Origin of the sequence: Clostridium algidicarnis DSM 15099 (assembly GCF_002934235.1) — a bacterium.
In the GTDB taxonomy this organism is placed as follows: domain Bacteria; phylum Bacillota; class Clostridia; order Clostridiales; family Clostridiaceae; genus Clostridium_L; species Clostridium_L algidicarnis.
In genome coordinates this window covers 31,285-43,391 of record NZ_PTIS01000004.1, presented here as the reverse complement: position 1 = coordinate 43,391, position 12,107 = coordinate 31,285, and the positions used below count along the sequence as shown (strand labels likewise).

9 protein-coding genes are annotated in these 12,107 nt (G+C 30.9%); 2 read left to right on the top strand and 7 right to left on the bottom strand.

The genetic code is table 11. The features are described 5' to 3' along the window. The first annotated feature begins 20 nt into the window (after positions 1 to 20). Both BD821_RS04520 and BD821_RS04515 read left to right on the top strand, forming a co-directional pair. Positions 21 to 1,085 carry a YkvI family membrane protein gene (locus BD821_RS04520; RefSeq protein ID WP_104409513.1) on the top strand — a complete coding sequence of 355 codons (1,065 nt, stop codon included), beginning with the start codon at positions 21 to 23 and terminating at the stop codon, positions 1,083 to 1,085. 76 nt (positions 1,086 to 1,161) lie between these two features. Next, positions 1,162 to 2,064, top strand: a complete 903-nt coding sequence (locus BD821_RS04515; RefSeq protein ID WP_169993979.1) for a radical SAM protein — start codon at positions 1,162 to 1,164, stop codon at positions 2,062 to 2,064. An 89-nt stretch (positions 2,065 to 2,153) separates the two neighbouring features. On the opposite strand, the gene BD821_RS04510 is transcribed toward BD821_RS04515, so the two are convergent. The 7 genes from BD821_RS04510 to murI form a co-directional block, all read right to left on the bottom strand. Then, on the bottom strand, positions 2,154 to 3,947 hold the full coding sequence (locus tag BD821_RS04510; RefSeq protein ID WP_104409512.1) for a heme NO-binding domain-containing protein: 1,794 nt from the start codon (positions 3,945 to 3,947) through the stop codon (positions 2,154 to 2,156). A 203-nt stretch (positions 3,948 to 4,150) separates the two neighbouring features. After that, the gene (locus tag BD821_RS04505; RefSeq protein ID WP_029451581.1) at positions 4,151 to 5,500 is read right to left on the bottom strand and encodes a peptidoglycan-binding domain-containing protein; all 1,350 of its coding nucleotides are present in this window, start codon (positions 5,498 to 5,500) and stop codon (positions 4,151 to 4,153) included. Between the two features lie 68 nt (positions 5,501 to 5,568). After that, positions 5,569 to 9,060: a S8 family serine peptidase gene (locus tag BD821_RS04500; RefSeq protein ID WP_104409511.1), complete on the bottom strand. Its 3,492-nt coding sequence runs from the start codon at positions 9,058 to 9,060 to the stop codon at positions 5,569 to 5,571. A gap of 312 nt (positions 9,061 to 9,372) precedes the next feature. Then, complete coding sequence (locus BD821_RS04495) at positions 9,373 to 10,074, bottom strand: S24 family peptidase (protein WP_104409510.1); 702 nt, start codon at positions 10,072 to 10,074, stop codon at positions 9,373 to 9,375. 1 nt (position 10,075) lies between these two features. After that, positions 10,076 to 10,447 carry a DUF3783 domain-containing protein gene (locus BD821_RS04490; RefSeq protein ID WP_104409509.1) on the bottom strand — a complete coding sequence of 124 codons (372 nt, stop codon included), beginning with the start codon at positions 10,445 to 10,447 and terminating at the stop codon, positions 10,076 to 10,078. Positions 10,448 to 10,472: 25 nt separating this feature from the next. Further along, entirely contained in the window at positions 10,473 to 10,988 is a 516-nt protein-coding gene (locus BD821_RS04485; RefSeq protein ID WP_104409508.1) for a peptidylprolyl isomerase, read from the bottom strand. 128 nt (positions 10,989 to 11,116) lie between these two features. After that, a complete protein-coding gene (murI, locus tag BD821_RS04480) occupies positions 11,117 to 11,905 on the bottom strand; it encodes a glutamate racemase (RefSeq protein ID WP_104409507.1) in 789 nt (262 codons plus the stop codon). Positions 11,906 to 12,107 lie beyond the last annotated feature (202 nt).

Here is a 12,107-nt window from a genome sequence, read left to right as displayed (position 1 = left end):
TTATTAAGGATGGGAGAACCTTGAAAAGAGAATTAAAAGAAGTATACCAAATAGCCACAGTTTTTATAGGTACTATAGTAGGAGCTGGTCTCGCTTCTGGGAAAGAAATAACTCAATTTTTCACATCTTACGGATATAAAAGTTTTATGGGTATATTAATTTGTGGTATTGTGTATATTTTTATAGGGTCACTTATATCTGACATAAGTTTAAAATATAATTTAAAATCTTATAATGACCTTATTCGAACAGTAAGTCCTGGCTTTTTAGGTATGGTAACAGATATAGTAACAGGATTTTTTCTACTAAGTGGAAGTTCTATAATACTTGCTGGAAGTGGAGCTCTTATACATCAGTATTTTGGAATTTCTAACTGGATAGGTACTATTCTTATGGTTATCTTATCTATACTTATATTGTTAAAAGATACCGATGGCCTAATCAAAATAAATTCATTTATAGTTCCTTCATTAGTTACTGTTATAGTTATAACTTTTTTACTTTACATTTTGTTTTATTCAAATTATAAAACCATTGTATACGATCTAAAAATGGTTTCGTTTGAAAAAAGGCCTTGGATTATATCTTGTTTGCTTTATTGTGGATTTAACCTTTTAAGTTGTAGTGGTGTCCTTGTGCCTTTAAGTAGAGAAATTAAAAATAAATCTAGTATGAGAAGAGGAATACTCCTAGGATCTATTGTTCTTACTGTACTGTGTTTATTTTTAAATATTATGCTTATGCTTAACAAACCATATATATATCAATATGAAATACCCCTTTTATATATAGCCAATAGATTTGGTAAGCCACTCCAAATTATGATTCTCATAATAATTTGGTTTGAAATGTTCTCAACAGAAGTTTCAAATATATATAGTATATCTAAAACCTTAGAACAAAAATTTAATATACCATTTAATAATTGTATCTTTCTTGTAATGCTTATAGCAATTCCTATATCTAAAATAGGATTTTCAAAATTAATAACAATTCTTTATCCTGCTTTTGGAGTAATAAGTCTTATATTTATAGGGCAGCTTATTTATTTTAGTATAAAACCCATTAAGCTTAAAAAATATTAGTAAAATAATCTTATAAAGATATACTTTGAAAATGGTATAATATTTATATATATAATTTAATAAGGTGGTTTTACTTATGTTATCGATGTTAAATGAATGTAAACTATGTCCTAGGGAGTGTAGTGTAAATAGATTAAATGGTGAACTTGGATTTTGTAAATCTAGTGATAAAGTTATTATTTCAAGAGCAGCCCTTCATCTTTTTGAAGAACCTTGTATTTCAGGAACTAAAGGTTCTGGCACAGTGTTTTTTTCTAATTGCAATTTAAATTGTGTATTTTGTCAAAATTACTGCATAAGTCAAGAAGGTTTAGGTATGGAAGTTTCTATAGAAAGGTTGTCTAATATATTTCTAGAACTTCAAAAAAAGGGTGCGAGTAACATAAACTTAGTCACTCCAACTCACTATGTACCACAAATAATAGAATCATTAATCTTAGCTAAATCTAAAGGGCTATCTATTCCTATACTTTATAACTCTAACGGATATGATAGCCTAGACACTATAAATGCTTTAAATGGGTATATAGATGTATATCTTCCTGACTTAAAATATTTTAATTCTAAGTATTCATTAAGATATTCAAAATCAAAGGATTATTTTGAAAAAGCCTCTATTGCTATTAAAGAAATGTACAATCAAGTAGGAAAGATTAAATTTGACGAAAGTGGTTTAATGCAAAAAGGTGTTATAATTAGACATTTAATGCTTCCAGGGCTTTTATTTGATTCTAAAAAGATTATAGATTTTATTTATAAGTCCTTTAAAGATGATGTATACATAAGTATTATGAATCAATATACACCTATGTTTAAAGCATCAGATTATGAGGAAATAAACAAGCCCCTAAAGACTTCACACTATGACGCCCTCATAAACTATGCTCTAGATTTAGGGGTTACTAATGCCTTTATTCAAGACTCTGGATCAGATTCTAAAGAATTTATTCCAGATTTTAAAAGCTTCATAGGCCTTTAACACTTTAAATATCAATTTTAATAATTAAAGAGCCAAAAGGTACATGGATTAATTCATGTACCTTTTGGCTCTTTTTGTATATATAATCTTTATATATTATACTTTTCTAGGTCTTTTCCAAAGTTTTCAGTTATTATCTTAAAGTTAGATATGTTTCCTATAAGATTTTGAAGCTCTTCAGTATAATTTAAGACACTAGCACTTACTTCTTCTGACGAAGCTGAGTTTTCTTCTGCTATAGCTGCTAAAGTTTCAATAGTATTATAAAGATTTGCTATAGACTCTGCTTCATTATTTAGTTCATTAATAGTTTTTATCATAGACTTTGAAACAATTTGTATAGACTTCGTTGCCTCATAGCTTATGTCTTTTACTTCTCCTAAACTTTTTGATTCATTTTCTAATATATAATATTGTCCATCGATATTATCTACAAGAAGTTTTATATCATCTACAAATTCATCTAAGTTAACATTTATTTCTTTTACTGCTCCCTTAGATTGTTCTGCTAGCTTTCTTATAGATTCTGCAACCACTGCAAATCCTCTTCCTTGCTCACCAGCTCTTGCAGCTTCAATAGAAGCATTAAGTGCTAGTAAATTCGTTTGTTCAGCTATACCTGAAACTATAGATACAATGCTTGTTATATCCTTTGCCTTAGTTTGTAGTTTGTCTCCTTTATCTTTAACATCTAAAAAGCTTTTTAAAGACTGAAGAATTTTACTGCTAGTATTTTCTATATTGCTATAGCTGTTATTAATCTTTTCTAATGCCTTTTCAAGTTCTAATTTATTATTATTTTCATTATCAACTATAGTCTTTAATGATTCTATATCTTCATTTAACTTTAGGGCAGCATCTTCTGTATTTTCTGCCTGTGACACAGCTCCATTCGCTACTTGCTCCACTACTTGACTTATTTCTTCTGATGTATGACTCATGGCATCAGATATCTTATTTATACTTTCAACGAAGGTATTCATTTCATCTGTTATACCCTTAAACTGTGTAAGATCAGCTTTCATACCCTTCTTGTAACCTTTTATAAGTCCAAATATATCTTCAAAAAAGTCATTAGTAACCATATTGCTTTCATAATTATAGGTTCCTGATGTTATTTTCTTTAATTCTTCCTCAATCATAGCCTTTGGCATATTAAGCAAGGTCACACCAACGCCTGTAAATATTCCTGACAATAGTCCTAAGATCAAAGCCTTAAAGCTAACCCCAACTAAAGGAAGTGCCACTAAAGTCGTTGTAATAAATGTGAATATTCCAGCTTTAACTGAAAAGTTTTTAATGAAACCAAAAGATAAAAAGTTATTCCAAAAGTATTTCTTTTTATAATATATATCTTTAGGAAATGTCATCTTTAATTTTAATGAATTGCTTGTCCTTTCCATCTCTTCATATTTAACATCTTCTTTAAAAAATTCATTACATCCCTCAGTAAGACCTAAAAAATAGTCAAACATTCCTCTTTCTGATTTATAAAAAAATATAGCTTCTCTTTGTGATATGGGCTCTATAGTTACCAATGGTGGCTTAGCCCCTTTAAACTTTTTAGTCATTACTACATGAATATCAAACAAAGACTTTAAGAATGAATACATGTTTTCTTGCTGGAAAAATGCGGGATAGTCTCTGTAAAAAGCCTTTAAGTTATCTTTTCCGATTATCCGCCAAAGTTCTTTAACTTCTAGGTTATTATTTACAGCTATATTAGATATCACCTTTTTAATATCATTATCATCAACATTTTCTATAGGTGTAAAAATTTTAGTAGCGGACCATCCGGAATCCTCCATAGCCTTATCTACTGTAGTATTGCCATAAAGTCTTCTGCAAGTTTTCATCCAAGTTGATACTACCGTTCCCTTCACTTTTATACTCCCTTTCTTATGTAAACTTAGTTTAAGTATGTTTATTAATCTGTATTTTTATTTTAACTCATATTTGTTATAATGTATAATCTTTATTTATTATATTTCCTATCATTAAACAAGAATAGACTCCCTTTATCAAGTGAAAAGGAATTTCTAAAAGACCTTATATGCCCTTTAAAAACTCCTTTTGATCTTATAACTTATATTAACCCATCAGTGTATCTCACGCTTGGCATGTGCTCTTTATTATATCCCTCACAGGTGGTAGGTGGAAAAAATGTACGTCCTGTATTTCCTACACTTGATCTTAACTCACTTATCTTTGTTACCGCCACATAAATATCTGATATCTTATACCAAGTTGGATAGTCTACTATTCCTGTAGCTGGTAATCCAAATACACTTTGAAATTGCCTTACTGCCTCTTTTGTAGCTTCACCATATACACCATCTACAGCTTGTTTGTTTATAGCTGGATAATTTTGTGCTATCCTATTTAAATATGTTTGAATAGACCTAACTGGAGCCCCTCTAGATCCTATAGTTAAAACACGTCCAGGATAAGAGGATGGTATTCCTTGAACGAATTCTGCCGTAGTAAGAATTATATCACTTCCATAAAAGTTAGTTAATATTTCATAGGGGGTTTTTCCGCTATCCCCTAAATTTTTACTACCCCATTGTGTGAGCCACCCTGGGCACTGAACATTGAAGCCATCACAGTATTGTGTTAGCAAAGGTTGTTTCGCCCCAATTCTTTGTACATAAGTAGAAAATATCTCATCTACTATTCTATTTATATTATCATAAATATTTCTTCCATAATTAAAAGCTTGATCAAAAGCTGTTGAATTGGTTATTTGAAATCCTTTGCCTTTTCCTCTATACCATTCCGTATATACTCTATTTAAAGAAAAAGATATCATGCAATATATATTTGCCCTTAAAGTACTTTCAGACCAGGTTGAAAATACCTCACTAGAAGCTACATTTTTAATATAATCCTTAAATCTTACAGTATAATTGGGCGCCGTAGTGTCATCAGGTACTCCTCCGTGCACTACTATATATTCCGGTATAACAGGACTTGGAAGAACTACAAACCCACTAGGTGGAGGCGGTAATGGTTTGTCAGGATCTTCTGGTATTTTAGGTGGAAAGTCACCAACCAAAGTATTAGGTGGAATTACTATAAGTCTTTCAGTTTGACGACTATTTCTACTGGGCGGAACCATACTAACCTGTTGAAGTGCTACCCTATCAGGGTAAACTTGGCATCCTTTTATAAATACAGGTTTAAACCCTTCAGCCTCAACATTTATATCCACAAAACTGTATGGAAGTTTGTCTGATGGTCTCATTGAATTTTCTATAGGTGGAGTTTTGACATCTATCTCCGCAGTGAACCCTGAAGAATCAGAGGTTAAAACTACACTTTGTCTTCTTAACCTCTCCTCTCCCACCTCAACTATTGTAACCTTCGCCTTTTCTATAGGTATATAACTTTCTTCTTTAAATATTTGAACTTGAACCCTACCTTTTTCAGCCATAAATATGCCCCTTATAATAATAATCTTTATATAGATTATGAATCCTTAGGTTTTATTGTTACTCCATTTTATTTGTTTAATGGCATCCTTATAAATAAGTCGCCTAATTTACTTTCTATAAAATCTTTGTTTTGCACCTTATTAGTATCTTCGAAATATATACTTCGTATATTTTCAAATAATCCTTGCAGACTTAACATGCCGTATCCAAACTCCGGATTAGGGTATTTATCTCCAGGTCTTTTTTTAGTTCCTCGTATGAGATAGGTCTTCATCTTAGGTGCATAAATAGTAGGGTCTTTTCCTTCAACTACACCCCATTGAAATAGTAGGGCACATGCACCAGCTAAAACTGCAGTAGCAGCACTGCTTCCACTAACTATAGTTTCTCCACCTCCAACCTTTGTGGTCTTTACATTTATTCCTCCGGTAGTTAAATCTGGCTTTATTCTATCATCTCTTGTGTATCCTCTTCCAGAAGATGCTACATATGAATTATTATTTTGATTGTAATAAGATGTAGTTATTATGCTTCTGCTAGTAGACGGAACCATTAAAGTTATGAATTGATTTGGAGTTAAGAACCTAGTATCACCTTTTAATAGATCTCTTTGAGGCAACCATGCATTATATCTGCCACTTACTATATAATCACCAAAAAGTTTAAATTGCCATATTCCTTCTCTTACATCTTCAATTTTTACCCTTATAAGTTCATCACCTGTAAGTTCCTCTGGAAAATAATATTCTATAAATACCTTACTCCCCTCAAACACTAATTCTATTTCTTCCCCTTTCTTAAGTTTTGCTGGCACCTTTTCTATTACTTCACCTGATGGAGAAATCACTCCTATGGATACCTTATCCGGCTTATCTATCCATATTTCAAAAGCCAAGTTTCTTTGCTGCTTTGATATTTTAACCTCTAAGGTTTTAACTTCTCCTGTATTTTGAAACATACCCGAGGCATGAAGATCTTCATCCCCTTGATTTCCTGTTCCACTAACCACTACCACTCCTCTTATTCTTGATACCTCATCAATATATCTTTCTATAATGCTATTACCATCATGAGCACCCGCATTAGTACCTACGGATATATATATAACCAAGGGCTTATTTAGCCTACTTGCAAGCTGACTTAAATACTTTATAGCCATTATAACGTCTGTATTGTTATATGCTACCCTATCTTTTCCACTTGTATCTTTAGATAAATCTAATCCTATAGCTGGTTTTAACTTTACTACAGCAAATTCGCATCCTGGGGCTGCGCCTTTTAATTCAGGATTTCTTCCTCTTCCACCTAAAATACCAGCCATACTAGTACCATGACCTATGTCATCCTTACTAGGTACTATTTTATAAGGATTCTCACCATTTTCCATTGCTTTTATGGCCTGATTTATTTCTTCTTTATTAAATTCTACTCCATAACTAAATCCTAAAGGTTTAGATCCGTTAGTTAAGGTTTGATCCCATATATAATTTATTCTAGTAGTATCATCTTCGTACATAAATTCTTTATTCAAATAGTCTATACCAGTATCTATAGTTCCAACTAGAACACCGTATCCATCAAGCGGTAAATAAGGATGATTGTGAAACTGTGGTATATCAGCTGCTTCTATAGGAGACACCTCAGATAATGTATATAAACTAGTATCTTCTTTATATACTATATTGGTTATGCCTTTTAATATCTTGTTTTCCATATCACTCTTCACTGATATAACTGCAAAGCTTTCATCTAAAACAAAAGCACAAATATCACTTATATTTTCTAAACTCTTCACAATATCACCATCATACTCAACTAGGTAACTGTTATAATCCGGATTTAAATAAAGACTTCCACAATCTAAACGCAAAGACTCCATGATAAAACCTTCCTCCCCTCTTAAAGATGTAGCTAAATCTAAAGATGACTTTCCACAAACCTCACCATATCCAAAACTATAATTAGGATAAACTAGTGTAGTCCTATTCCTCCTTGCACCTTTTAATAGAAAATATTTAAGCCTTTGACCAAATAACAAAGAATCATTTCCATCTATAATACCCCACTCCATAAGTAAAGCAGCTATACCTGAAACAAAAGGCGTTGCCATAGATGTACCTGTTTTACTATCATAACCACCTCCAGGAGATGCAGAAACTATATTTTCACCAGGAGCCACTAAATCTGGTTTAGTTTCTCCTATTACATCCTTACCCCTTCCTGAGAACCCCGATATATTCATAGTAGAATAATTATAACTTCCAACAGATACTACATTGCTTACCGTAGCTGGTATACCCAAAGTATTAGTTATACTAGGTTGCAAAAACTTAGTTTTAGGATTTAATCCTTCTGAAATAGGAAGCCACATATCATATCTTCCTCTATAATCATTCTCTAGAGTTATGTTTATATTCCATGTACCTTCAATTAAAGACTTCCCTTCTAAAGCTAAAATACTTATTATAATCTCTCCATTTATGTCAAAAGGCCTTGGGCCAGTGTAATATATTATTGCCTTGTTCGAATCAACATTATTCTCAGTACTACCTTGAACTACTGTGTTTTTACCTGTAGTCTTCCCTGAAGGACTTGTTATTTCTATTGAAATGTCACTTAATATCTCTTTGTATAATTGTATTATTATGCTCTTTTCCTCTTGTGCAATATTTATAGATATATTTTGACTATCCCGAAAAGTCCCTCCTACATGATGTGCTGCTTCTCCTTCATTTCCTGCTGCTATTACAAAACTTATAGGTTCTATATTGGAAATAGTACTTATATATTGCTCTAATATACTACTTCCATTATGAGCACCATTATTAGTACTAAAACTTAAATTTATAACTAAAGGCATATTTAATTCTACCCTTTTGTCTAATAAGATTTTAATAGCTCTCATTATTTGACTAGCCTGAGTATAATTTAAGTTTCCAGGTGGGGTTATTTTAATCATAGCAATAGAACTATTATAGGCAGCTCCATAATAAACTTTATCTATATTTCCACCACCTGATGCTATACCTGCGACATGGGTTCCGTGGCCTACAAAATCCCTATGGGCTATTAAATCATAAGGATTTTGTGAATTTATAGCTTGATTTATTTCCTCTCTATTCCAACCCTTTTTTAAGGATATATCATAAATATACTCAATTCTAGTATTACCTTCAGTATCCATAAATGCTGGATGTCTATAGTCTATTCCAGAATCTATAAATCCAATCAATACGCCTTTACCTGAAAGATCATAAAGATCCCAAAGGCCATTTACACAAGATGCCTTATTCCCTTCAAGAGAATTTATATATAAGGTTTGCGGAAGTTCAAAATAACTTATACCTTCTACCTTAGTTATATTATCTGCATCAGATATTTTAAAAGTAATTATTCCAAATCCATAACCTAAATCCTCAAATTCCCCATCCAAATTTCCAACCGCTACCTTTACTTTTATGGTATTTTCTCCATATAAAACTAAAAATTCAATATACCCTGCTTTAAACTTATCTATACTAGATAAGTTAATAAGCTTTTCCTTTAAATCTGAAGGCATAGTTTTAAGTACTTCTCTTCTATGAATTAAATCACTTGATAAAGCTTCATCTTCAACTCTTATTAACAGCTTTTTATCTTTATTAATTGACTTTTTGATATTAATAAAAAGACCTCCTATGAATAGTATCTATACATTTTATGAGCTGTTATAAGTTTTGCCCCTAAAATAAAGTATTTCATATGTACGTTCTTTATAATCTTCAATTTTAATATTTACGTGAACAAAAAAGAGACATTTTTAAATATGCATTTAAAAATATCTCTTTTAAATTAAACTAATATAGATATGCCAAGTTTTATCTTTTTAAGATTAAAGAAGTATTTCTAATTTGTCTAATCTTGCTATAAACTTCACATTTTTAATTAAAACTGTTTCTGTATCTAAATCAACATTATGATTTAATAATAAAGCTTTATTGTTATCTAGCCTTTTTACTTTTCTTATTATCTTTCTACCTTCTACTTCTATAAGGCATATGGTATTAACCTCCATATCACTTATAAAATGACACAGTGCTAAATCCCCTTTTCTCATTCTAAATCCTGCCATATCATCATTTTCTATTTGAAGAAAAAACACCTTATCTTGAGGATGACCTTCTATTTTATTAGATATCACAGGTAGCTTTTTATTATCTACTACCTTTGACATATCATAATTAAAAATAGGAACATTTTTTAATACATCACCAAAAGCTTCATTCCATATATCTTGAACCTCTTCCTTTGGCTTACCCTTTTTATTACTTAAGCTATCTGCTGTATAAATAGGAGCCTTCGGTTTCACTGTTTCCTCATTTAAAGCTTCTTCATCAATAGACATACTTATATCGTTTATGTTTTTATCTAGAATTTTTGATATTCTAGTAATTAAGCTTTCATTTATTATCCTTTTTCCCATTTCTACATCATTCACAAAGCTTTCAGCTACTCCAAGCTTTTTAGCTAATTGTTTTTGAGTCATTTTAGAATCTAATCTTGCCTTTTTGATTTTTTCTCCTACTCTACTCAATTTAGTTACTTCCTTTCTCCTCTTGCATCTTCTTATACCATTCTCTTTCCTCTATAAGATGCTCTACAAGATACCCAAATGTCCACTTTTTTGAGGTATCAGTAACTACTGCTAAAATGGGTGACCTTCCTATAGTGGCTCTTACGAGCTTTATAATTTTATCTAATTCATCATCACTAAAACCATTAAATAAAATCACCTTTTCTTTTGGAAGAGATTTATCTCCTTCTTCTTTTGCAGACCTTTCTATTATGTCTTCTATTTTATCATGAAATATTTTAGTTGTTATAACTTTATATTCTATGTTAGACATCTTAAATACTTCTAGATCCTTTTGTTCAAGACCATAAGCCAAAATCATCTTATTTGCCAAAACATCTCACTCCCTAAACTTTATCTTATATTTTTTTAGGTTCATCATATTGAACCCCAAATGTATCTACTGTGACCTTGTTCATAATTTGATCCTCATATGGTTTGTCATTATAATCACACTTAGTCTTAACTATGCTGTCTGCATTATCCATACCTTCTATAATCTTTCCAAATCCTGCATATTGTCCATCTAAATGTGGAGCCTTTTCTACCATTAGAAAAAATTGGCTTCCTGCAGAATCAGGATGACCTGATCTTGCCATGGATATAACTCCTTTTTCATGTTTCAAATCATTTTTAACTCCATTTCCAGAAAACTCTCCCTTTATACCATATCCTGGTCCCCCCATACCTGTTCCTTCTGGGCAGCCACCTTGAATCATAAAACCAGGTATCACTCTATGAAAAGTTAATCCATCATAAAAGCCTTTACTTACTAAATCTATAAAATTATTAACTGTATTTGGTGCTATTTCTGGGAATAATTCTATTTTAATTATTCCTCCATTGTTAATTTCCATTGTTACTACTGGGTTCATAAAAATTCCTCCTTTTAATATGTAAATCTAATATATTCAATATACCATAAGTTAATAATATTATAACCTTTATCGCCTATTATTCTCAATATATTATTTATTATATTGAGAATAATGATTAACATTTATCATTTTAATTCTAATAACTTGTAACTAAGATCTATTAAATTACTATTATCCTTTGAATTAAATATCTGTATATCACCTTTTTCATCACTATTACTTAAAAGATCACTTTGTTCTAATCTTCTTTTAAGTTCTCTTGCTGTACCCTCGCTTCCATCTATTATAGGTATTTCATCTCCTATCACAGAAACTATTTCTTTTTTTATAAAAGGATAGTGAGTACAGCCTAAAACTATGCAAGATATATCTTTATCTATCTTACCTTCAAACTTTCTTACTAAATAATTCTTTATATCACTTCCTTCAACTACACCCTCTTCTATCATTTCTACTAAACCAGGACAGGGAAGAGCAACTACCTCAGAGCTTACTGCACATCTTTCAACTAAATTATTAAATTTATTTTCTGCTAAAGTTATAGGCGTTGCCATTATCAATATCTTACCTTTTCTATTTAGATTTACAGCAGGCCTTACAGCTGGTTCTATTCCTATTATAGGTAGGTCTTTAAACTTCTTTCTTAAGTCTTCTATTGCTGCACTAGTCGCTGTGTTACAAGCTACAACAATGGCCTTACAGCCCTTCGATAATAAAAGATCTATAGCTTTAAAAGTTAACTTTTTTATTTCTTCTACAGTTTTTACACCATAAGGTGCATTTTTCGAATCTCCAAAATATATATAATCTTCATTTGGAAGTATTTTTATAGCTTTCTTTAGCACACTAATACCACCTACTCCGCTATCAAAAATCCCTATAGGCTTATTTTTATTATACGAGTTATCTTCCATACTAAAACTTCCCTTCTCCAATAATTATATGTTTATTATCTTTATAAATACACATGGGTGGAAAATCTATCCATGTCAAACTAGTATTTGGATACATTTAAATTTATCAAATTATCAAAATTACATCATTTTCTTGACATAAAAATTTTATTGTACTAAAATTTCTTTATATTTTATCATATAAAATGATATTTTTGTTCTA

Coding starts and splice junctions, on each gene's coding strand:
- BD821_RS04505 (WP_029451581.1), bottom strand. CDS start 5,500: ATGGCTGAAAAAGGTAGGGTTCAAGTTCAAATATTTAAAGAAGAAAGT.
- BD821_RS04485 (WP_104409508.1), bottom strand. CDS start 10,988: ATGAACCCAGTAGTAACAATGGAAATTAACAATGGAGGAATAATTAAA.
- murI (WP_104409507.1), bottom strand. CDS start 11,905: ATGGAAGATAACTCGTATAATAAAAATAAGCCTATAGGGATTTTTGAT.
- BD821_RS04500 (WP_104409511.1), bottom strand. CDS start 9,060: ATGCCTTCAGATTTAAAGGAAAAGCTTATTAACTTATCTAGTATAGAT.
- BD821_RS04515 (WP_169993979.1), top strand. CDS start 1,162: ATGTTATCGATGTTAAATGAATGTAAACTATGTCCTAGGGAGTGTAGT.